The organism is Streptomonospora nanhaiensis (assembly GCF_026642255.1).
Taxonomy (GTDB): domain Bacteria; phylum Actinomycetota; class Actinomycetes; order Streptosporangiales; family Streptosporangiaceae; genus Nocardiopsis; species Nocardiopsis tropica.
Map to the genome: position 1 here is coordinate 1,354,968 of NZ_CP113264.1, position 22,233 is coordinate 1,377,200.

Sequence of the window (22,233 nt, forward strand, 5' to 3'; positions counted from 1 at the left end):
CTGTCCCGGGGTCCGCAGGGCCTTGCGCAGCCGTGAATGTGGTCTCTTGCACCACTGTTCCCAAAACGCCGTTAGCGGCCTCTTTCCGGTGTTAGGTTCCAGGGGCGGCGCCTCCCGAGAGGGTTCGGACCCCGGGAGCACACCGCACCCCTCAGGACCGGGCCGTGTGAGCCGTATCGTCCGTACTGGCCCGGCACTCTCGCTAGGACTAACTGTGATCGATCCAGCCAACAGCACGAACAACGTCCACGCCCCCACCGCGTTGTCCACCAAGATCATCATCGCCGGGGGCTTCGGGGTCGGGAAGACCACGTTCGTCGGCGCTGTCTCGGAGATCCCGCCCGTCCGTACCGAGGCCGCGGTCACCGCCGCCAGCGCCGGTGTCGACGACCTCTCCCACACCCCGGACAAGACGAGCACCACCGTCGCGATGGACTTCGGGCGGATCTCGCTGGACACCGACCTGACCCTGTTCCTGTTCGGCACCCCGGGCCAGCAGCGGTTCTGGTTCATGTGGGACGACCTGGTCCGCGGCGCACTGGGCGCGGTGATCCTGGCCGACACGCGCCGCCTGGAGGACACCTTCCAGGCGCTCGACTACTTCGAGCGCCAGTACCGGCTGCCCTTCGTCGTCGCCGTCAACGAGTTCGACCCCGAGGCCCCGTACAGCGCGGAGGAGCTGCGCGACGCCCTCGACCTGACCCCGGAGGTGCCCGTCGTCTACTGCGACGCCCGCGACAAGCAGTCCGTCGTCCGGGTCCTGATGACCCTCGTCAAGCACGCCATGGCCGTCGAGGCACGCCAGCGCACCCGCCGCCAGCTCGTGTGACGCGCGGGCGCCCCGTGCACGGGGGCCGGGCCCCCGGTCCCGCCCGGCACGAGGGCGCCCCGGGGTTCTCCAAGGGGTTGTGTCCGGCGTTACCCTGTGGTGGTGTTCGGACGAATGGCGGAAAGCGTCCGCCGCCTACTGGGCAAGCCCGGTGCGGTGGACCTGCGGCCCTATACCAAGCTCCTGTCGGCGATCGAAGCCGAGGAGGATGGTCTGCGTGAGCTCGACGACACCGAGCTGACGGAGAAGGCCATCGAACTCGGCAACGCCGAACTCCCCTACGATCGCAACGACCTCGTGTCGCTGTGCGCCGTCGGCCGCGAGGCCGCCCGGCGCTCACTGGACGAGCGTCCCTTCGACGTGCAGCTCCTCGGTGTCATGGCGCTGCTCGACGGCCACGTCGCGGAGATGGCGACGGGTGAGGGCAAGACCCTCGCCGGCGCCCTCGCCGCGGCCGGTTTCGCGCTGCGAGGCCAGCGCGTGCACCTCCTGAGCGTCAACGACTACCTGGCCCGGCGCGACGCCGAGTGGATGCGCCCCGTCTACGACATGCTCGGCGTCACCGTCGGGTGGATCACCGAGGACTCCACCAAGGAGGAGCGCCGCGCCGCCTACTCCTGCGACGTCACCTACGCCGCCGTCAGCGAGCTCGGCTTCGACGTCCTGCGCGACCGCATGGTCACCGACATCGGCGACCGCGTCGTGCCCCCGCCCAACATCGCGATCATCGACGAGGCCGACTCGGTCCTCGTCGACGAGGCCCGGGTCCCGCTCGTCCTCGCGGGGGCCGCGGAGAGTGTCGCCGCCGACGTGGAGATGGCGGACATCGTCCGCGGGCTCAAGCCCCGCCTGCACTTCGAGATCGACGGCGAGGGACGCAACGTCCAGCTCACCGACGCCGGCATCGACGCCGTCGAGAAGGCCCTGGGCGGGGTCGACCTGTACTCGGAGGACGACACGTCGGTCCTCCCGCAGGTCAACCTGGCCCTGCACGCGCACGTGCTGCTCCAGCGCGACGTCCACTACGTGGTGCGCGACGGGGAGGTCCGGCTCATCAACGAGTCCCGGGGCCGCATCGCCCTCCTCCAGCGGTGGCCGGACGGCCTCCAGGCCGCCGTCGAGGCCAAGGAGAAGGTCGCGGTCAGCGAGACCGGCGAGGTCCTGGACTCCATCACGGTCCAGTCGCTGGTCCTCCGCTACCCCACGCGCGGCGGTATGACCGGCACCGCGATGGCCGTGGCCGAGCAGCTCCGCGAGTTCTACGAGCTGGAGGTGGCGGTCATCCCCTCCAACAAGCCCAACGTGCGCGAGGACCACGGCACGCGCCTGTACGCCACGCGCGAGGAGAAGGAGGACGCCCTCGTCGCGAAGGCGGAGGAGGTGCACAAGTCCGGGAGACCGATCCTCATCGGGACCCAGGACGTCGCGGAGTCCGAGCTGCTCGCCAAACGCCTGCGCGACGCCGGCCTGGACTGCGTGGTCCTCAACGCCAAGAACGACGCCGACGAGGCGTCGATCATCGCGGAGGCGGGCACCCACGGCGCCGTCACCGTCTCCACCCAGATGGCCGGTCGCGGCACCGACATCCGTCTGGGCGGCAGCGACATGGCCGACCGCGAACGGGTCGTCGAGACCGGCGGACTGTACGTGATGGGCTTCGGCCGCTACCCCAGCAGCCGCCTGGACGGGCAGCTGCGCGGACGCGCGGGACGCCAGGGCGACCCGGGCGACTCCATCTTCTTCGTCAGCATGGACGACGACCTGGTGGTGAACAACGCCCCCGAGACCACGGGGTACGAGACCACCGCCGAGGGCGAGATCACCGACAGCGGATGGCTGCACATGGTCGACCACGCGCAGCGGGTCGCCGAGGGGCAGCTGCTGGAGATCCACCGCAACACCTGGCGGTACAACCAGCTGATCGACGTCCAGCGCGACGTGGTCCTGGAGCACCGCGAGATGGTCCTGACCGGGGACCAGGGCGACCGGCACATCGGGCTGGACCGCAAGAAGCACCACGGGGCGCTCGTGGAGGAGGTGGGGGAGGAGAAGGTCGCCCAGGCGGCCCGGCTCATCACCCTGTACCACCTGGACCGGGGCTGGACCGACCACAACGCGTTCCTGTCGGAGCTGCGGGAGGGCATCCACCTCCGGTTCCTCGGGCGCCGCGACCCCCTGGACGAGTTCAACCGCGACGCCGTGCCGGTGTTCAAGGGCTTCCTGGACGACGCGCGCGCCCGTGCCGCGGAGAGCTTCGAGGAGCTGGAGGCCGAGGACGGCGAGCTCGACGTCAGCGGGGTGGGGGTCAAGCGCCCGTCGATGACGTGGACCTACATGGTGCACGACCACCCCTTCAGCTCGGCGTTCGAGACCCTGGTGGGACGGCTCAAGGGCGGACGGGGCACGGCCGACCGGGACTGAGGTTTTTCGGCAAGGACGGTTTCCTGCGCGGGTCGGGACTTTGGTCCCGGCCCGCGCATTACCTTTGTCAGCTATTCTTCTGAAACGTCGGCCAGACGCGAAATCGCCATGCGCAATTGCCTGGACCGCGTTAACATGGCTGCGTTTTCAACGGAAACCGAGACGGTTGGGACTGAATCCACTGTGGTTCACGAAGTCGGCGCGCAGGAGAAGATCAGTTACGGCCGGAACGACCGCTTCGCGGGCGGCCCGGTCGGTGGGGGAAGCTTCTGGATCGACGATGAAGGCCGACCGGTGGCCAAGATCGGCGGACCGAAGGAGTGGCGACCCACGCCCATGATCGACGTCCACGTAGGAGATGTGTTCAGTGTGGGAGGGCAGGTGTGGAGGGTCACCGATATCGTTGACGCGGACAACCCCTCCGCCTATCTGCTGGCCACGCGAATAAGCTGAGCACGGCCCGGGCGGACGCCCGGGGTGCAAACGACTTGCTCGGATCCGGAATCGCAACCCCGTGCAACCTTTCCATGGGAAGTCGCGGATTGTTTCCCTTTCCGGTTTTATGGATGTCGGCCTTTTGTCGGTGGAGTCCGCCCCAAGGGGCCGCAGCGTGCCCCGCCGGGGCTCCCGGGAGTTCTGTGATTTCTGGGGTTTCGGGAGTGAAACGGCGCCATGGCTCTGTGTCACCGCAGTTCAGCGCGTGTCTCCTGATATGGCCGGGAGGAATCGAGACGTTCCGGTTATCTGAAGGAGGGTGTTCGTGTTACCGCTGAATCGTTAACGTCTGTGGAGCAGGGCGCGCCTCGGCGCACGGGGAGGGCACCACTCTCGGCGGTTTCCGGGCCGCTGCGCCCTGCCGCCCCCCGAAGCCGGTCCCAGGGGCTGTCCCCCGCCCCTGGGCCCGGCCGCCCCGCCCCCCGGGGAGCCGGCGCCGACCCCGCGCCGACCGGTCGTCTCCGGTCCGGCGCCTCCCGCCCTCCGGCCGGTGTCGCGCCTTCCGCCCCGCCCGCCCCGCGCCTTCCGCCCCGCCCGCCCCGCGCCGACAGGGCTCCCGCCGGGGCGGACCCTCCGCCCCGCACCCTTCCCGCCCCGTTCTCCGCGGCGTTGTGCCCGTGTCCGGCGGTGCGGCCGGGGCGCCCGCCGTGCGGCCCCCGGCCCCGCCGCGCCCGCGGTCGTCGGTAGATCCTGTTGCACCCGGCAGGGCGTCGAGTCGGCCCCATGTCCTTCTTGCACGAGTTCTTTACGCGGGTCTTGCGGTAGAACGCGTTCCAGTATTAACCTCTGCGTATGCCTGGCCCGGTGAGGGCGCCCGGCGGTTCGGTCGCCGGTCGTCAGCGGACGGGCAGGTGAGAGAGGACCGTCGCCCGTCGACGTCGGATCGCGCCCCGACGCCGGCGGGCGACGTCCGTCGCGGCGCCGCTCAGCCCAGGAGGCGGGCGAGTTCGGCGAAGGTGGGGCAGGGCCAGGTCTGGCGGCACCCCCCGCAGCGGTGCCCGTCGGCGCCCTCCCGCTCCTCCGGCCGGTGCAGCCGCAGCAGGTCCGCGCAGACGCCTGCCAGAGCGGCCACCTCGTCGCGGGCGTTCGCGTAGAAGGCGACGTCGTTGATCCTGGCGAGGGCGCTGTCGGAGCCGCCGTCCGGGAGGCCGACGGTGTCCGGCTCCCAGGGGACCGCCCGCACGGAGCGTTCCTGGATGCCCTGTACGCACCGGAGCAGCCTCGCGTGCTCGGAGAGGCCGCCCCTCCGCGGCGCCGGCGTGGTGAACGGTGACATCGCTGATCTCCCCCGGTGGGTGGATACGCAGCTTCACGTAGTGACACAGCGTATCTCCGGACTCGCCCGTTGTCGCGACCTGTCGGGGGTGTGTGGCCCGCTGGGAACGCGGGCGGGCCGCCCCCGAGGGGGCGGCCCGCTGTCTCGTGGCGGTCCTCAGCCGCAGCCGCCGCTGCAGCTGCAGGAACCGCCGCTCTGGCATCCGCATCCGCAGCCCGTGCCGCAGCTGCATCCGGCCAGGTCCGGAGGGGTGGTCAGGGGGTAGGTCACAGTCACTCCTCGGGGCTCGGCAGCGCCCGCGCGCGATCACGCCGGGTATCCCCCCGGGACGGGAGGGGCGTCGCGGGCGTGTCTCCCGCAAGCTGGCGTGCCCCCTCCCGGGCCTCCCCAACCCGCCATGGGGCCCTGCCGGGCCGTGACCCGGCGTGCACACGTCCGTCACCGGCTGTCCGCGACCGCGGCGAGCTGGGAGGCAGCGGCGCCCGGGGTCAGGCGAAGAAGGTCGCCCCGGCCGCTGGTCGGCGCGTCATTCGGTAGAGCCAAACCTGGCCGATGAGCATGACCGGAATTGTGGGAAGGAGGATCGCCCAGACGAACATCCCGGTCACGGACGGGACCGGCGACGACGGGAGGTGCGCGGCCCAGGCCACCATGAGGCCCGGAACGGCGATCGCGAGCGCCGACGTGTGCCGGGAGAGCATCGGCCCCGCGAGGCCGCTGGTCGCCGCCAGGGCCGCCGCGAGCACCGCGACCGGGGCCGCCGCGAGCAGGGCCGGGGCGGGCTCCGGACCGCCCGGGAGGAGTGCGGCCGCGGCGGCCGCCGCCGTCGCGCCCAGGGCCAGCCGGGACAGCGGGCGGGTGACCCGTGCCGCCACGTCCGCGCTCTCCGCGTCGGTCGGACCGACCAGGCGCTCCGCGCCGAAGGCCGCCCCGCGCAGCGCGAACAGGGTCGTCACCACGAGTGTGCACAGCACGGTGAACGCGCTCGCCGTGAGGCCGCCGGTGAGCAGCCCCGCGACCGCCAGGCCCCACATCGCCGCGACGGTCCAGCTGCCCGCGACGACCGCGGCGTCGCAGGCCAGGCGCCAGCCGGGCCGGTCCACGCGGGCGCGCAGCCACAGACCGGCGTCCCGGACCAGCCACGCCGCGAGCAGGACCGCGATCACCGGCCGCAGCTCGGCGACGACGTGGTGCTCCAGCACGGGGAACAGCCCCGCCATGACCCCGACGGCGGCGACCAGCCACACCTCCGAGGCGAGGAAGTAGGGGGCGATCGCCGCGACCACGCGGCGGCGCTGCCCGGGACCGCGCGCCACGTGGGGCATCAGCATGCCCAGGCCGATGTCGGAGCCCGCGAGGACGAGGTGGCCCACGACGAGCAGGGCGAGCAGGGCGGAGGATGCGAGGGACAGGACGTCCATGGTGGTGCTCCCTGGTTCAGAACGTGGGGACGGGATCGGCGGACTCGCCCGGTTCCTCCTCGCGGCGCTCCGCGAGGGGGCCGCCGTCGGGGCCGCGCCGGGCGTACCGCACCAGGAGCCAGTAGGTGACGGCCGCCAGGACCGCGAACGCGACGGTGAAGAAGGCGAAGGAGAGGACGGCCGCGCCCGGGGGCATGGGGGTCACCGCGTCCGCGGTGGTCAGGTGGTGCACCACCGTCCACGGCTGCCGGTTGGTCTCCCGGAACACCCAGCCGCCGATGCTCGCCAGGTAGGGGGCGAAGGGGGTGGCGACCAGCGGGGCGAGGAACCACCGCCACCGGTCCAGGCCGCCGAGGGGCCAGGCCAGCAGCATGAGCGGGCCGAGCAGGAACATCACCGCCCACATGCTCATCATGAGGCCGTCGGCGGTCGCGTTGACGCCGTTCAGGAGCGGTCCGCCGGGGGAGGCGGCCTCGATCGCCGCGATCTCCTCGGCGGTGTGGGTCAGGCCGCTCGTGGGCGGGGCCTCGCCGAAGAGCTCGAACTGGACGCCGCCGAAGACCACCACGAACACCGGCGCCACGCACATGACGACCGCGGCGTAGCGGATGCCCCGCCGGAAGATCCCGTACGGGTCGTCGCGCCGTACCAGGTGGTAGGCGCTGGTGGCGGCCACCACCAGGGCGCCGACGGTCATGGCGCCGCCGGCGACGTGTCCGAAGGCCGCCGTGGCGGCGGGGTTCGTCATCAGGGCGACCGGGTCGGTCAGCTGTGCGACGCCGTCCACGACCTCGAACCCGACGGGGTTGCGCAGGAACCCGTTGGAGACCAGGACCCACCACGCCGAGGCGTAGGCCGTCACGGTGACCACCGCGAAGCAGGACAGGTGGGCCCACCGGCCCATGCGGTCCCAGCCGAAGATCCACAGCCCCAGGAAGGTGGACTCGACGAAGAACGCCGTCATCGTCTCCAGGGCCAGCGGCGCCGCGAAGGTGTAGCCGAACACCTCGTGCAGTCCGCTCCAGTTGAGGGCCAGCTGGAATTCCATCACCAGGCCCGACAGGACGCCCATGCCGTAGTTGACGAGGTAGAGGCCTCCCCAGAAGCGCACGGCGGTCATCCGCGAGCGGTCGCCGCGCAGGGCGCCCAGGAACTGGGTGGTGAGGATGTACGGGGCGAGCCCGAGCGTCAGCGCCACGAACATGTAGTGCGTGGCGGCGGTCAGCGCGAACTGGAGCCGCGCCAGGAGGAGTGGGTCTTCGAACATCGTCGGGCCTCGCGTTCGGCGGTGGGGACACGCCAAGGATCCGACGACGGCAGCGGCGGGCGCATCGTCCCGGAGGGGGCACCGGGCGGCCGCCCCCCGGGGTACGCGCCGCCCCGCCCGTACTCCCGCGGGTGTAGGGGGAGACCCCGAGGCGCCCCCGGCGCCCCTCGGGGGAGGGCCGGGGGCGGGCCGGTCAGGTGTTCCGGCTCCACCGCGGCGTGACCAGGGCCGTCTCGTAGGCGATCACGACCAGCTGGGCGCGGTCGCGCACGCCCAGCTTCACCATGGAGCGGCTGACGTGGGTCTTGGCCGTGGCAGGGCTGACCACCAGCCGGGCGGCGATCTCCTCGTTGGACAGCCCGCCCCCGACCAGCGCGACCACCTCGCGCTCGCGGTCGGTGAGCCCGTTGAGGCGGACCGAGGGGGCCGGGGCGCCGGGCGGGCGGCGGGCGTAGTCGGCGATCAGCCGCCGTGTGACCGCCGGCGAGAGCAGCGCCTCGCCCGCGTGCACGACCCGGACCGCCTGCAGGAGGTCACGGGGCTCGGTGTCCTTGACCAGGAACCCGCTGGCCCCGGCGCGCAGCGCCTCGAAGATGTACTCGTCCAGGCCGAACGTGGTGAGGATGACGATCCGCGTCTCCGAGAGACCGGGGTCCGCGAGGATGCGCCCGGCGGCGGCCAGGCCGTCCACACCGGGCATGCGGATGTCCATCAGGACCACGTCGGGCCGCTCCGCGCGGGCCAGCAGGACCGCCTCCTCGCCGTCACCCGCCTCGGCGACCACCCCGATGTCGGGGGCGCTGTCCAGGAGTGCGCGGAAACCCGCGCGCACCAGGGCCTGGTCGTCGGCGAGCAGCACCCTGATCACGGCGTCCTCGTTTCGTCGGCGCCGGACGCGCCGCGCACGTCCGGCGGGGTGGAGTCCGGCTGTCCCGGCCCGGCCGGCCCCGACGGCAGCCGCGCCCGCACCCGGAATCCTCCCCCCTCCAGGGGGCCCGCGTCCACCGTGCCGCCGACCAGGGCGGCGCGTTCGCGCATCCCGGTGATGCCGTTGCCCGGCACCGGGGGGCCGACCGTGCCGCGGCCGTCGTCCGTCACCTCGACCACCAGGGAGGACGCCCCGTGCTCGATCCGCACCCGGACGGCCGTCGCGCCGGAGTGGCGCACGGTGTTGGTGAGCGCCTCCTGCACGGTGCGGTAGGCGGCCGAGTCGGTGCTGACGGGCAGGCGGGCGGGGGCTCCGACGACCTCGACCTCCACGTCGAGCCCCGCGGTCCGCGTGCCCTCGGCGAGTTCGCCCACGCGGTCGAGCCCGGGGACCGGCGACCTCGGCGCGGCCTCGTCCACGGCGCGCAGCACCCCCAGCATCCCGCGCAGCTCGGTCAGGGTGTCCTTGCTGGTCTGCTTGATGGTGGCCAGGGCCTCCGCGGCGCGCCCGGGCTCCGTCTCGATGAGGTAGAGGGCGGTGCCGGCCTGCACGTTGATCAGCGAGATGTTGTGCGCGACGGTGTCGTGCACGTCCCGGGCCAGCCGGAGCCGCTCCTCCGACGCCCGGCGGAGCACCTCCTCCTCCTTCGTGCGGCCCGCCTCGACCGCGCGCTCGCGGTCGGCCCGCAGGTACTCCTGGCGCCAGCGCACGACCTCGCCCGTGCACAGCAGCAGCAGGACCCAGGCGACCATGCCCACCGCCTCGAAGCGGAACCCGCCGCTCACCAGCAGCTCGTAGGCGTTGACCGCGGCGAACTGGCCGACGCCCAGCGTCCACCCGAACACGCGGTAGCCCCAGCGGACCAGGGTGTAGAGCATGACGGCGGTGCACAGCACGACCATGCCGTCCGGGAAGCCCAGGGGGTAGTAGACGGTCGCGGAGGCGATCGAGACCAGGCCCACGACGCACGGGAAGGCGGTTCGCCACAGGAGCGGCAGGCACGCCCCCAGGACGAGGGCCCACCCCCACGGCCAGAGCTCGCGGTCGGTGGGGACGGGGTCGACCCACTCGACCACGAGCGTGCTGCCCGCGGACAGGACCAGCAGGACCAGGGCGAGCCAGGCGTCGGTGCGCGTCGGGCGCGGGAGTAGTGCTGCCACACCCACGACGGTACGGTCACCCCCCGGGGTCGCGCGTCCTCCTCAGGGGTGCACTTCGCGTGTCGGCGTACTCCCCCCGGAGTACGCGTCCCGCGTCCCCGGGAACCCGTCCGCCGGGAGCGGCGGCCGGTTCCGGCCGTCCGCGCCGGGGACCGGCGGCGGGCTCAGAACACGTCGTCCGGCGGCGCGGGGGAGTCGACCGCGTCCGCGTCGTGGACGGGCGCGCGGCCCGAGACGAAGCGGTCCAGATCCCCGCCCTCCAGCAGCCGGGCCATCTCCGGGTCGCGGTGCGCGCGGCGGCCCAGGTCCTCCGAGGGGAGTGGCCGGTGCCCGGCCACCAGGACGAGGTTGCCGAACCGGCGCCCGCGCAGGATGGCGGGCGCGGCGGTCAGGGCCACGTGCGGCAGCACCGCGCGGGCGGTCGCCGCCTGCGCGCGGGTGTGCTCCAGGGAGTGGCCGTCGCCGATGTTCACCGCCAGCAGGCCTCCGGGCCTCAGCACGCGCGCCATCTCCCCGTAGAACTCCACCGAGGTCAGACGCGCGGGCGTGCGCGCCCCCGCGAACACGTCGCTGACGACGAGGTCCGCGCTGTCGGCGTGCCGGGCGCCGATCCACTCGCGGGCGTCGCCGATCCCCACCCGCAGCTGCGCCCTGCGGTCCCACGGCAGCCGCCGCCGCACCATCTCCACCAGAGGGGCGTCCACGTCCACCGCGCGCTGCCGCGAGCCGGGGCGGGTGTGCGCCACGTACCGGGCCAGGGTCAGTGCCCCCGCGCCCAGGTGCAGGGCGTCGATCGGCTCGCCCGCGGGCGCGACGAGGTCGGCGGCGTGCGCGATCCGCCGCATGTACGAGAAGTCCAGGTAGGACGGGTCCGACAGGTCCACGTGGGACTGCGGCGTCCCCTCCACCACGAGGAACCACGAGTCGGACCGGTCCGCGTCCGCGAGCAGCTCCGTCCCGGGAACGCCCTCCGGCTCCCCGGCCCCGTCGGGTCCCGTGTCCCGAGTACCGCGTCTGCCCATGCTCTTCCCCGTTCGTCGGCGGCGTCCGCCGGCCCCTGCGCCGGCCGCGCCCGCCGCCCGGATCGCCGGCCACCAAGCCTAGGTACGGGCGGGAGCGCTCGCGCAACCCACGCGCGAACGCGTCCGCACTACCGCTAGCCTGGGACTCCCCTAGTCCTGATCCCCACGCCCCACGGGCGTGTTCACCGAGGAGTGGCCGTGCTGCTGCGGATGTCGAACCTGTTCCTTCGCACCCTGCGTGAGGACCCGGCGGACGCCGAGGTGCCGAGCCACAAGCTCCTCGTCCGCGGCGGGTTCGTGCGCCGGGCCGCCCCCGGCATCTACTCCTGGCTGCCCCTGGGCAAGATGGTCCTGGACAACGTCGCCCGCGTCGTGCGCGAGGAGATGGACGCCATCGGCGGCCAGGAGGTCCTCCTGCCCGCCCTCCTGCCCAAGGAGTACTACGAGGCGACCGGCCGCTGGGAGGAGTACGGCGACACCCTGTTCCGCCTCAAGGACCGCAAGGGCGCCGACTACCTGCTCGGCCCCACGCACGAGGAGCTGTTCACGCTCCTGGTCAAGGGCGAGTACTCCTCCTACAAGGACTTCCCCGTCGTCCTGTACCAGATCCAGGAGAAGTTCCGCGACGAGGCGCGCCCCCGGGCGGGCGTGCTCCGCGGCCGCGAGTTCCACATGAAGGACTCCTACTCCTTCGACATCGACGACGAGGGCCTCCGGGCCTCCTACGAGGCGCACCGCGCCGCCTACATCCGGATCTTCGACCGGCTCGGGCTGGAGTACGTGATCGTGTCCGCCACGTCCGGGGCCATGGGCGGGTCCGCCTCGGAGGAGTTCCTGGCCGTGGCCCCGAGCGGCGAGGACACCTTCGTGCGCAGCACGGAGTCCGACTACGCCGCGAACGTCGAGGCCGTCGCCACCCCGGCGCCCCCGGCGCTGCCCGTCGAGGGGCTGCCCGAGGCGGTGGTGCACCACACCCCGGGCACCGCGACCATCCAGACGCTGGTGGACTTCCTCAACGGGGCCGGGCTGGGCCGCGACTTCAGCGAGGCCGACACCCTCAAGAACCTCCTCGTCAAGACCCGCGAGCCCGGCGCCGAGGAGTGGAAGCTGCTGGCCATCGGCCTGCCCGGCGACCGCGAGGTCGACCTCAAGCGCCTGGAGGCCGCACTGGAGCCCACCGAGGTCGCGCTCCTGGACGAGGCCGACTTCGCGGCCAACCCCTTCCTGGCCAAGGGCTACATCGGCCCCCTCGCCCTGCTGGACAACAAGGTCCGCTACCTGGTCGACCCGCGCGTGGTCACCGGCACCGCGTGGGTGACCGGCGCGGACAGGGCCGACCACCACGTCATCGGCCTGGTGGCCGGGCGCGACTTCACCCCGGACGGCGTCATCGACGTCGCCGAGGTCCGCGACGGCGACCCCTCGCCCGACGGGCGGGGCACGCTGTACACCTCGCGCGGCATCGAGATCGGCCACATCTTCCAGCTCGGCCGCAAGTACACCGACTCCTTCCAGGTGGACGCCCTCGGAGCCGACGGCAAGCCCAGGCGCATCACCATGGGCTCCTACGGGATCGGCGTCTCGCGCGCCGTCGCCTGCGTCGTCGAGCAGTCCCACGACGACAAGGGCATCGTCTGGCCGCGCGCCATCGCGCCCGCCGACGTGCACGTGGTCGGCACCGGCAAGGGCGAGCAGATCGAGGAGGCCCTGCGGATCGGCGCGGAGCTGGAGGCACGCGGACTGCGCGTCCTCGTGGACGACCGCAAGGGCGTCTCGCCGGGCGTCAAGTTCACCGACTCCGAACTGCTCGGCATCCCGACCGGTGTCATCATCGGCCGCGGGCTCAAGGACGGCCTGGTGGAGCTGCGGGACCGCGCCACCGGCGACCGCGAGGAGGTCGCCCTGGCCGAGATCGTGGACCGCACCGTCGCCGCCTGCCGCGGCTAGGGCGCGCCCGGCGGGCGCCGCCCGGACACGCCCAAGGGCTCCCGCCCCGCGGGCGGCGGCCGGGACGACCGGGGTCGAGGGGCCGGGGAGCAGATCCCCGGCCCCTCGCTCGTGCTCCCGTCAGGCGGTCTCGAAGCCGGGGAGGGCGTCCAGCTCCCCGCCCCACTCCAGGCCCCGCAGCGTCGTCTCCTGGAGGGCGCGCGCGGCCCTCGACCGCAGACCGGCGTCGCCCGACGCCGTCAGCCACAGGTACGCACGCGCCGCCGTCTCCTCCAGCCCGACCGCGAAGGCGTCGAAGCCGTCGTCGTCGCGCCCCTCCGGCAGGGGATACGTCGCCAGCGCCGAGGGCGCCCCGAAGCCGCGTTCCACCGCCGCCGCACGCAGCGCGTCACGCAGGGCCTTGTGCTGCTGGGCGGCCTCCAGGGCACGCTCGCGCCGGTCCCGGTCCCCGGCGGCACCGCCGACGAACTCGTACCCGTACACCGCCGCGTGCTCCGCGCTCAGCGCCTCGGCCAGCGCGTCGGGGCCGGGGTCCGCGCCGGGGTCCGCCCCGCCCGGGGTGGACACGGGACTCTCGCTCACCAGTACCGCCTTCAGGTTCGTGGATGCCGTGCGGGAAGGCCGGGCCTAGGCCCGGGCCAGAAGGTACGCGTGTCCTGCCTCGCAGGCGCCGATGCCGCTGATCAGCTGGGCCAGGCCGGGGTCGGACACGGCCGCGGCCTGGTCGAGGCGCGCACTCGTCGCGGCCGACTCCAGCAGGCGCAGCCCCGCGGTGTCCAGCACCCCGCCGGGCGCGGGCCCGCCCTCCGGAGGGGATTCCCCGCCCCCGGCCGGGTCGGCGGGAGGTGTGGGGGAGGCACCCTCGGGGAGCGACTCCACGAGCGCGTCCACATGGGTCAGGTGGTGCTCCAGCAGCCGCTCCAGCAGGTCCGCCGGCCCCGTCCCGCCGGAGATCGCGGCCTCGTAGAGGGACACCGTCCGCTCCTTCTCCCGGATCACCGACCGGAGCACGTACTCGTCCGGGGTCACGTCCGCGGGGTACCACTCCGCCTCGCCGCACCCGGCCAGACCCGCGACCGCCGCTCCGGCCACCGCAGCGCCCAGCACCGTGCGGCGGCTGACGCAGCCGTTCACCTGGCCCACGTGCTCTCCTTCCGTGCCCCGTGCCGTCCCTCGCCGGCACGACGGCCGTCCGGGACGGCCACGGCCCCATCTTTCCACGGCCCGCGCGGGGCCCGGCCCGGGCCGACACACCCCTCCACGCGGGCTTTCCCGCCTCCCGGGGCCACTCCGCGGCGCCTCCCCGACACCGACGGCGACCTGGAGGACGCCCGGGTGTGGATACCCTTGCAGCACAACCGCCGTCGCACGCGACGCGCGGTCGGTCCGCGTCCCTCAGGGGGCGGACCGTTCAGTCGCAGACTACGTACAGAGCTGGACCGCCCCGTACACCGGCCCGAGGCCGAGCGGGCGGGATTTCTCCGCTGGAGGGGCAGACACCACATGGGAGCGCAGGCACGCGAAGAGCGCATCGCCGAGCTGCTGGAGCCGGTACTGGCCGAGGCCGGACTGGACCTGGAGGCCGTCGAGCTGACACCGGCGGGCAAGCGCCGGGTCCTGCGCGTCGTCGTCGACTCCGACGACGGGGTGGACCTGGACCGGGTCGGCGAGGTCAGCCAGGAGGTCAACGCCGCGCTGGACGCCTCCGACGTCATGGGCGAGCTGCCCTACGTCCTGGAGGTCACCTCGCCCGGGGTGGACCGTCCGCTGACGCAGCCGCGCCACTGGCGGCGCTCCCGTGGACGGCTGGTGAAGGCCGCCCTCGCCGGGGGCGGCGACGTCACCGGCCGGGTCACCGACGCCGACGACGAGGGGGTCACCCTCGACGTCGAGGGCCGGCCCCGCACCCTCGCCCACGCCGAGCTCGGCCCGGGCAGGGTCCAGGTGGAATTCCGTCGCGAAGCCGACACCGACGCGGCGGACTAGAGGGGGAGCCCCGTGGATATTGACATGAGTGTCCTGCGCAGCCTGGAGCGCGAGAAGGACATCGCGGTCGAGCTGGTGGCCAAGGCCATCGAGGACGCGCTTCTGATCGCCTACCACCGCGAAGAGGGACCCGACAAGAAGGCCAGGGTGGAGCTCAACCGCTCGACCGGCCACGTGACCGTGTGGGTGTCCGAGACGGACGAGGAGGGCGAGGTCGTCGGCGAGTTCGACGGCACCCCGTCCGGCTTCGGCCGCATCGCGACCTCCACCGCCAAGCAGGTCATCCTCCAGCGACTGCGGGACGCCGAGGACGAGCTCACCCTGGGCGAGTTCGCCGGGCGGGAGCACGACATCGTCTCCGGCATCATCCAGCAGGGCAAGGACCCCCGGAACGTGCTGGTCGACCTCGGCAAGCTCGAAGCGGTCCTGCCCCCGCAGGAGCAGGTCCCCACCGAGACCTACACCCACGGGGAGCGGCTGCGCGCCTACGTGGTCCAGGTCCGCAAGGGCCACCGGGGTCCGTCGGTCACCCTCTCGCGCACCCACCCCAACCTGGTGCGCAAGCTCTTCGAGCTGGAGGTGCCCGAGATCGCCGACGGCACCGTCGAGATCTCGGCGATCGCCCGGGAGGCTGGCCACCGCACCAAGATGGCCGTCCGGTCGCACCGGGGCGGGGTCAACGCCAAGGGCGCCTGCATCGGTCCGCTCGGCAGCCGTGTCCGCAACGTGATGGCGGAACTCCACGGAGAGAAGATCGACATCGTCGACTTCTCCGACGACCCGGCCGCGTTCGTGGCCAACGCCCTGTCCCCGGCGCGGGTCAACTCCGTGGAAATCCTCGACATGGCCGCGCGTGTCGCGCGGGTCGTCGTGCCCGACTACCAGCAGTCCCTGGCGATCGGCAAGGAGGGCCAGAACGCCCGCCTCGCCGCCCGTCTGACCGGTTGGCGCATCGACATCCGCTCCGACGCCGAACCCGCCGGCGGTCCCGCCGACGGTGACGGAACCGACGGCGACGACGCCGCCGCGGCCGGTTAATCGGGTCGCGGCGATGCCCCGACGCGATATGGTGGCCGGAGACGGTCCCGACGGCCCTGTGCGCACATGCGTGGGGTGCCGGTCTCGGGCAGTCCAGTCCGACCTCGTGCGGCTGGTGGCTGTGGGCACGGCCATCATGCCCGACACCCGGGGTCGACGTCCGGGGCGTGGCGCCTACCTGCACGACGACCGGCGGTGCCTCGAGCTCGCCGAGCGTCGCAGGGTATGGTCCCGCGCCTACCGGAGGGGAGCGGGTGACGCCGGGTGGGACCTCTCACCCGTAGAGGCCCTGCTCGATGCCGCCCCTCGTGGCGGATAGGGTTACCGCTCCCGATAGGGTTGGAATGTCTGGGCCGGTCTCCGGGTTGTCATAACCGAGGTCGGCGTACCAGTGCTGTGTCGGCACGCGAGTACCGACCCATTGTTGTGTAGCGATGAGGAAGCAGGTCGAGATTGCGATGAGCGCCTGATGAGTACGCAGCGATGAGTAACTCGAGCTAACGACGGTCCGGCACAAGCCCATGTCCCGGACCGAAGCTGAAGGAGAGTAGTGGCGAAGGTCCGGGTGTACGAACTCGCCAAGGAGTTCGGTGTAGAGAGCAAGGCCGTGCTGGCCAAGCTCAACGAGATGGGCGAATTCGTCCGTTCGGCGTCCTCGACGATAGAGGCCCCCGTCGTGCGACGCCTCCAAGAAGCCTTCAACAACGGTTCCGACGGCGGCAGGAAGGGCTCGGCTCCCAAGCCCGGCCCCCGCGCCGCGTCCGAGCCGGGTGCGGCCCCCAAGCCGGGGCCCGCTCCCAAGCCCGGCCCGAAGCCGGGTCCGGCCGCGCCCAAGCCGTCGGCAGCGCAGGGCGAGTCCGCCCCGCGTCCCGGCGCGCCCAAGCCCGGCCCCAAGGCCCCCCGCGGCGAAGCGGGTGCCCGCCCCGGCGGTGCGCCCAAGCCCGGTGGTCCGGCAGGCCGGCCCGAGGGCGTGCGCTCCGAGGAGCCCCGCCCCGAGGGCGGGCGTCCCGAGGGTGGACGTCCTGAAGGCGCACGTCCCGAGGGCGCACGTCCCGAGCGCGGCGAGCGCCCCCCGCGGGGCGACCGTCCCGAGCGCGGCGAGCGTCCCCAGCGGGGCGACCGTCCCGAGCGCGGCGGTGCCCGTCCGGGCCCGCGCACGTCCGGTCCGCGTCCGGGCAACAACCCGTTCGCGTCCAACGCCTCCGGTATGGGCTCCAAGCCCGCGCCGCGTCCCGGTGCCGCTCCCGGCGCCGGCGCTCCGCGTCCGGGCGGTCCCCGTCCGGGTCCGCGTCCCGGCCCGCAGGGCGGCGGCGACCAGCGCGCCCCGCGTCCCGGCGGCGCTCCCGGCGCCGGCGCTCCGCGTCCGGGCGGTCCCCGTCCGGGTCCGCGTCCCGGCCCGCAGGGCGGCGGCGACCAGCGCGCCCCGCGTCCCGGCGGCGCCGCGGGCGCTCCGCGTCCGGGCGGCGCCGCAGGCGGACCTCCGCGTCCCGGCGGCGGCGCCGGCGGACCCCGTCCCGGCGGTCCGCGTCCCAGTCCCATGAACATGCCCTCGTCCCGTCCGGCCTCGCCCGCGGGCGGCGGTCGCGGCGGTGCCGGCGGCGGTCGTCCCGGCGGTGGCGGCGGTGGCCGCGGTCGCGGGGGAGCCCCCGCGGGTGCGGGTCCGCGTCCCGGTGGCGGCGGCGGTGCCGGCGGCGGTCGTCCGGGCGGCTTCGGCGGTCGCCCCGGCGGCGGCGGTCGCGGTCGCGGCGGCGGAACCGCCGGTGCGTTCGGCCGTCCGGGCGGTCGTCCCGGGCGTGCCCGCAAGTCCAAGAAGCAGCGGCGCCAGGAGTTCAACGACCTCCAGGCACCGTCCTTCGGCGGCGTCAAGATCCCGAGCGGCAACAACCAGGTCATCCGCCTGTCCCGCGGCGCCTCGCTGTCGGACTTCGGTGACAAGATCGACGTCAACCCGGCGTCGCTCGTCCAGGTCATGATGCACCTGGGTGAGATGGTCACCGCGACCCAGTCGCTGCCCGACGAGTCGCTCCAGCTGCTGGGCGAGGAGCTCAGCTACCGCATCGAGGTCGTCAGTCCCGAGGACGAGGACCGCGAGCTGCTGGAGTCCTTCTCCATCGAGTTCGGCGAGGACGACGGCACGGCCGAGGACCTGCGTCCCCGTCCGCCCGTGGTCACCGTCATGGGCCACGTCGACCACGGTAAGACCCGACTGCTGGACACCATCCGCAAGACCAACGTCGTCAGCGGCGAGGCCGGCGGTATCACCCAGCACATCGGCGCCTACCAGGTCGCCACCGAGGTGGACGGCGAGGAGCGCAGGCTCACCTTCATCGACACCCCGGGCCACGAGGCGTTCACCGCCATGCGTGCCCGCGGTGCGAAGGTCACCGACATCGCGGTCCTGGTGGTCGCGGCCGACGACGGCGTCAAGCCGCAGACGGCCGAGGCCATCGACCACGCCAAGGCGGCCGAGGTGCCGATCGTGGTCGCGGTCAACAAGATCGACGTCGAGGGCGCCGACCCGCAGCGGGTCCGTGCGCAGCTCACCGAGTACGGCCTGGTCGCCGAGGAGTACGGCGGCGACGTCCAGTTCGTGGACATCTCCGCGCTCAAGGGCGACAACATCGACGGCCTGCTCGAGTCGATCGTGCTGACCTCCGACGCCTCGCTCGACCTGACCGCCAACCCGGACATGGACGCCCAGGGTCTGGCCATCGAGGCCTACCTGGACCGCGGTCGCGGTTCCATGGCCACGGTGCTGGTCCAGAGGGGCACGCTCAACGTCGGCGACTCGATCGTCTGCGGCGACGCCTACGGCCGCGTGCGCGCCATGCTCGACGAGCACGGCAACAACGTGCAGAGCGCCGAGCCGTCCCGTCCGGTGCAGGTGGTGGGTCTGACCAACGTTCCCAGCGCCGGCGACAGCTTCCTGGTCGTCAAGGACGACCGGGTGGCACGTCAGATCGCCCAGCAGCGCGAGGCGCGCGAGCGCTTCGCCCAGCAGGCGCGTTCGGCCCGCCGCGTCACGTTCGAGACCTGGCAGGACGCCCTCAAGGAGGGTGAGCGCTCCGAGCTGCTCCTCCTCATCAAGGGCGACATGTCCGGTTCGGTCGAGGCGCTGGAGGAGTCGCTCCTCAAGATCGACTCGGGTGGCGACGAGGTCAACATCCGCGTCATCGGCCGCGGTGTCGGTGCGATCACGCAGAACGACATCAACCTGGCGTCGTCCGCCGACGCGATCATCATCGGCTTCAACGTTCGGCCCGAGGGCAAGAACAGCGAGCTGGCCGATCGCATGGGCGTCGACATCCGGTACTACTCGGTGATCTACCAGGCCATCGACGAGGTCGAGGCCGCGGTCAAGGGCCTCCTCAAGCCGGTCTACGAGGAAGTCCAGCTCGGCAGCGCCGAGGTCCGCGAGGTCTTCAAGGTTCCGAAGATCGGCAACATCGCGGGCTCGATCGTCCGTAGCGGCCTCATCCGCCGCAACACCAAGGCACGGATCATCCGCGAAGGGGTTGTCATCTCCGAGAACCTCACCGTGGAGTCCCTGCGACGGTTCAAGGACGACGCGACCGAGGTCCGCGAGGGCTTCGAGTGCGGTATCGGTGTCGGCTACAACGACATCCGTATCGCTGACGTCATCGAGACCTACGAGATGCAGGAGAAGTCCCGCGACTGACCCTCGCGGAGTCTGATCCGAAGGGGCCCCGGCCGTGTGGCCGGGGTCCCACACTCTTTCCCCACAACACCACAGGTGATCATTTGTACGTCGGGTCGCTGACCCTGGACGTCCTTCTCGGTGACGTCCACTCGCTCAAACAGAAGCGCTCGCTGGTCCGGCCGGTGATCGCCGAACTGCGCCGCAAGTTCTCCGTCTCGGTGGCCGAGGTCGGGGACCACGACCTGTACCGACGGGCCAAGGTCGGCGTGGCGGTGGTCGCGCCGACGGCGGCGCACGCCCGTGACCTGATGGACACCTGCGAACGTTTCGTCGCGGGACGTCCCGAACTGGAGCTGCTCTCCGCCAGGCAGCGGCTCTTCAACGAAGAGGAAGACTGACGATGGTTGACGCCGCACGCGCGCGGAAGATCGCCGACCGCATCCAGCGCATCGTCGCCGAGATGCTGGACCGGAGGATCAAGGACCCGCGCCTGGGATTCGTCACCGTGACCGACGCGCGCATCACCGCCGACCTGCGGGACGCCACGGTGTACTACACGGTGTTCGGCAGCCCGGAGGAGAAGGCCGCCTCCGCCGCCGCTCTGGAGAGCGCCAAGGGCGTCATCCGCAGCGAGGTGGGGCGCCAGACCGGTATCCGGCACACGCCGAGCCTGGCCTTCGTCATCGACGAGGTCCAGGAGAACGCCCAGCACATCGAGGAACTGCTGGTCAAGGCGCGCCAGTCCGACGCCGAGGTGGCCGAGAAGGCGACCGGCGCCAAGCACGCGGGAGAGGCCGACCCGTACAAGGCGCCCCGCGAGGACGACGAGGACGAGGACGAGTAGCCTCCCTCCCCGTTCCAGCACCACCGGCGGCGGCGCGGTCGCGCCGCCGCCGTCCCCTTCCCTCCAGAAGCTCCGAGGAGAGCCATGGCCGAGAGCGGCGTCGTCGTCGTCGACAAGCCCGCCGACTGGACCTCGCACGACGTGGTCGCCAAGACGCGCGGGCTGGCACGCACGCGCCGGGTCGGCCACGCGGGCACCCTCGACCCGATGGCCACGGGGGTCCTCGTGCTGGGGATCGAGAAGGGCACCAAGCTCCTCGGCCACCTGACGCTGACCGAGAAGGAGTACGCGGCGACCATCCGGCTGGGGCTGGTGACCAACACCGACGACGCGGAGGGGGAGCCCGGTGCGCGGGTCGACGCCTCGGAGGTCGGGGACGAGGCCGTGCACGCGGCGGTCGCCCGGCTGACCGGTGAGATCCAGCAGGTCCCGCCGCAGGTCAGCGCGATCAAGGTGGACGGCAAGCGCGCCTACAAGTCGGCGCGTGAGGGCAAGGAGGTCGTGCTCCGGCCCCGCACGGTCACCGTGGCTCGGTTCGAGGTCACCGCCGTCCGCAGGGTGGAGGACGCCGACGGCGTCTTCGTGGACGTGGACGCCTCCGTCACGTGCTCCAGCGGCACCTACATCCGCGCACTCGCCCGGGACATGGGCGAGGACCTGGGCGTGGGAGGCCACCTGACCGCGCTGCGCCGTACGCGGGTGGGGCCCTACGACCTGTCGCAGGCCCGCACGCTCGACCAGCTGGCCGCGGAGTTCACGCAGGTGCCGCTGGCCCGCGCGGTCGCGGTGGCCTTCCCGGTGCGCATGCTCACCGACGACGAGACCCGCCTGGTCCGGAACGGGAACCGGATCGGGCCGAGCTCGCTCGGCCCCGGGCCGGTCGGCATGTTCGCCCCCGACGGCCGGGTGATCGCGCTGGGGGAGAACCGCAGGGACCACATGAAGCCCCTGGTGGTGTTCGAGCCGGCCTGACCCTCCGGGCGCCTCAGGACACGCCGAGGAAGTCCGCGAGGGCGGCGGTCAGCTCCGCCGGGCGCTCGACGGACGGAAGGTGTCCGGTCTCCGGCATCTCCAGCAGGCGTGCCCCGGGGACCCCCTCGGCGTACAGGTCGGCCACCTCCCGGACGGGGCCGGGCTCCGACAGGCCCTTCACCACGAGCGCGGGCGCGGCGATCTCGCCGAGCCGCTCCTTGGACGGCCTGCCGGGCCAACGGGTGGTGAGGGCGGGCCCGGACCACCGGCGGGCGAACAGCTCCCGCAGCATCAGGAGGACCGTGTCCCACGCCTCGGGCGGCATGTCCTCGGGGTCCCGTCCGGGGCCCAGCACCATGAAGCGGGCCTGGGCCTGCGCCATCGCGGCGACGTCCGCGGGGTCGGGCTCCGCGCGTCCGGCGGCGTACACCTCCAGGCGCTCGTGGGGGACGGCGGCCAGGACCATCTTCCGCGACTCGCGGACGAACACCTCGGGCCACTCGTGCCCCGACAGGCCCGGACACACCAGGGCCAGGGACTCGACCCGGTCGGGCGCGGCCAGCGCGGCGTCCGCGCAGCAGGCGCCGCCGTAGGAGGCGCCCACGAGGGTCGCGCGCCCGATGCCGAGCCCGTCCATGAGGGCGAGCAGGTCCTCGTGGTGGGTGACGGGCCCCTCGTGGTCGGCCGAACCGCCGTGGCCCCGCCAGTCGTACCGGACCACCCGGTGGGTTCGCGAGAAGGCGGCGAACTGGTGGTCCCACATGCGCCGGTCACCGACCCCGGCGTGCACGAACACGATCGCCGGCCCGGAGCCGGCCTCGTCGTACGCGAGCCGGGTGTCTCCCGTGTCGATCATCGCCATCCGGGCACGTTAGCGGTGGCGAAGGCGTGTGCCAACCCCGCTCTGCCGACGGCGGGGCGGCGCACCGCGCGGACGCGCCGCGCACGGGCCCTCACGTCCGCCGC

At 73.0% G+C, this 22,233-nt stretch carries 20 protein-coding genes; 11 read left to right on the top strand and 9 right to left on the bottom strand.

Annotated elements, in window-relative coordinates; translation table 11 throughout:
• Positions 1-214 precede the first annotated feature (214 nt).
• The 3 genes from OUQ99_RS05985 (at position 215) to OUQ99_RS05995 (ending at position 3,703) form a co-directional block, all read left to right on the top strand.
• Positions 215-829, top strand: a complete 615-nt coding sequence (locus OUQ99_RS05985; protein WP_267948431.1) for a GTP-binding protein — start codon at positions 215-217, stop codon at positions 827-829.
• Positions 830-943: 114 nt separating this feature from the next.
• Positions 944-3,250, top strand: a complete 2,307-nt coding sequence (gene secA2, locus OUQ99_RS05990; RefSeq protein WP_267948432.1) for an accessory Sec system translocase SecA2 — start codon at positions 944-946, stop codon at positions 3,248-3,250.
• Positions 3,251-3,433: 183 nt separating this feature from the next.
• Positions 3,434-3,703 carry a DUF6406 domain-containing protein gene (locus OUQ99_RS05995; RefSeq protein ID WP_267948433.1) on the top strand — a complete coding sequence of 90 codons (270 nt, stop codon included), beginning with the start codon at positions 3,434-3,436 and terminating at the stop codon, positions 3,701-3,703.
• A gap of 967 nt (positions 3,704-4,670) precedes the next feature.
• Here OUQ99_RS05995 and OUQ99_RS06000 read toward each other — a convergent pair.
• From OUQ99_RS06000 to OUQ99_RS06025, 6 genes are all read right to left on the bottom strand, one after another.
• On the bottom strand, positions 4,671-5,021 hold the full coding sequence (locus OUQ99_RS06000) for a hypothetical protein (RefSeq protein ID WP_267948434.1): 351 nt from the start codon (positions 5,019-5,021) through the stop codon (positions 4,671-4,673).
• A 488-nt stretch (positions 5,022-5,509) separates the two neighbouring features.
• The gene (locus tag OUQ99_RS06005) at positions 5,510-6,442 is read right to left on the bottom strand and encodes a cytochrome d ubiquinol oxidase subunit II (RefSeq protein WP_267948435.1); all 933 of its coding nucleotides are present in this window, start codon (positions 6,440-6,442) and stop codon (positions 5,510-5,512) included.
• Between the two features lie 16 nt (positions 6,443-6,458).
• Positions 6,459-7,709, bottom strand: a complete 1,251-nt coding sequence (locus OUQ99_RS06010) for a cytochrome ubiquinol oxidase subunit I (RefSeq protein ID WP_267948436.1) — start codon at positions 7,707-7,709, stop codon at positions 6,459-6,461.
• A 193-nt stretch (positions 7,710-7,902) separates the two neighbouring features.
• Positions 7,903-8,577 carry a response regulator gene (locus OUQ99_RS06015; RefSeq protein WP_267948437.1) on the bottom strand — a complete coding sequence of 225 codons (675 nt, stop codon included), beginning with the start codon at positions 8,575-8,577 and terminating at the stop codon, positions 7,903-7,905.
• Positions 8,574-9,797: a sensor histidine kinase gene (locus OUQ99_RS06020; protein ID WP_267948438.1), complete on the bottom strand. Its 1,224-nt coding sequence runs from the start codon at positions 9,795-9,797 to the stop codon at positions 8,574-8,576. The genes OUQ99_RS06015 and OUQ99_RS06020 overlap by 4 nt, the downstream gene beginning before the upstream one ends.
• Before the next feature lie 164 nt (positions 9,798-9,961).
• A complete protein-coding gene (locus tag OUQ99_RS06025; protein ID WP_267948439.1) occupies positions 9,962-10,819 on the bottom strand; it encodes a spermidine synthase in 858 nt (285 codons plus the stop codon).
• Positions 10,820-11,029: 210 nt separating this feature from the next.
• Here OUQ99_RS06025 and OUQ99_RS06030 point away from each other — a divergent pair, with 210 nt between their 5' ends.
• Positions 11,030-12,766 (top strand): proline--tRNA ligase, encoded by a 1,737-nt coding sequence (locus tag OUQ99_RS06030; RefSeq protein ID WP_267950268.1) that lies wholly within the window; start codon positions 11,030-11,032, stop codon positions 12,764-12,766.
• Between the two features lie 120 nt (positions 12,767-12,886).
• On the opposite strand, the gene OUQ99_RS06035 is transcribed toward OUQ99_RS06030, so the two are convergent.
• Both OUQ99_RS06035 and OUQ99_RS06040 read right to left on the bottom strand, forming a co-directional pair.
• Entirely contained in the window at positions 12,887-13,348 is a 462-nt protein-coding gene (locus OUQ99_RS06035) for a ferritin-like domain-containing protein (RefSeq protein ID WP_267948440.1), read from the bottom strand.
• A 45-nt stretch (positions 13,349-13,393) separates the two neighbouring features.
• A complete protein-coding gene (locus tag OUQ99_RS06040; protein WP_267948441.1) occupies positions 13,394-13,909 on the bottom strand; it encodes a ferritin-like domain-containing protein in 516 nt (171 codons plus the stop codon).
• Positions 13,910-14,269: 360 nt separating this feature from the next.
• On the opposite strand from OUQ99_RS06040, the gene rimP reads away from it, so the two are divergent.
• The 7 genes from rimP (at position 14,270) to truB (ending at position 21,267) form a co-directional block, all read left to right on the top strand.
• Positions 14,270-14,752 carry a ribosome maturation factor RimP gene (gene rimP / locus OUQ99_RS06045; protein ID WP_267948442.1) on the top strand — a complete coding sequence of 161 codons (483 nt, stop codon included), beginning with the start codon at positions 14,270-14,272 and terminating at the stop codon, positions 14,750-14,752.
• A 24-nt stretch (positions 14,753-14,776) separates the two neighbouring features.
• Positions 14,777-15,790 (top strand): transcription termination factor NusA, encoded by a 1,014-nt coding sequence (gene nusA, locus OUQ99_RS06050; protein WP_267948443.1) that lies wholly within the window; start codon positions 14,777-14,779, stop codon positions 15,788-15,790.
• A gap of 28 nt (positions 15,791-15,818) precedes the next feature.
• A complete protein-coding gene (locus OUQ99_RS06055) occupies positions 15,819-16,109 on the top strand; it encodes a YlxR family protein (protein ID WP_267950269.1) in 291 nt (96 codons plus the stop codon).
• Positions 16,110-16,340: 231 nt separating this feature from the next.
• Positions 16,341-19,469: a translation initiation factor IF-2 gene (gene infB / locus OUQ99_RS06060; RefSeq protein ID WP_267948444.1), complete on the top strand. Its 3,129-nt coding sequence runs from the start codon at positions 16,341-16,343 to the stop codon at positions 19,467-19,469.
• Positions 19,470-19,552: 83 nt separating this feature from the next.
• Positions 19,553-19,849 carry a DUF503 domain-containing protein gene (locus OUQ99_RS06065; RefSeq protein ID WP_267948445.1) on the top strand — a complete coding sequence of 99 codons (297 nt, stop codon included), beginning with the start codon at positions 19,553-19,555 and terminating at the stop codon, positions 19,847-19,849.
• Positions 19,850-19,851: 2 nt separating this feature from the next.
• Positions 19,852-20,295 carry a 30S ribosome-binding factor RbfA gene (rbfA, locus tag OUQ99_RS06070; RefSeq protein ID WP_267948446.1) on the top strand — a complete coding sequence of 148 codons (444 nt, stop codon included), beginning with the start codon at positions 19,852-19,854 and terminating at the stop codon, positions 20,293-20,295.
• A gap of 84 nt (positions 20,296-20,379) precedes the next feature.
• Positions 20,380-21,267 carry a tRNA pseudouridine(55) synthase TruB gene (gene truB, locus OUQ99_RS06075; RefSeq protein WP_267948447.1) on the top strand — a complete coding sequence of 296 codons (888 nt, stop codon included), beginning with the start codon at positions 20,380-20,382 and terminating at the stop codon, positions 21,265-21,267.
• A gap of 13 nt (positions 21,268-21,280) precedes the next feature.
• Here truB and OUQ99_RS06080 read toward each other — a convergent pair whose 3' ends face one another.
• Positions 21,281-22,129: an alpha/beta fold hydrolase gene (locus tag OUQ99_RS06080; protein WP_267948448.1), complete on the bottom strand. Its 849-nt coding sequence runs from the start codon at positions 22,127-22,129 to the stop codon at positions 21,281-21,283.
• Between the last annotated feature and the right edge of the window lie 104 nt (positions 22,130-22,233).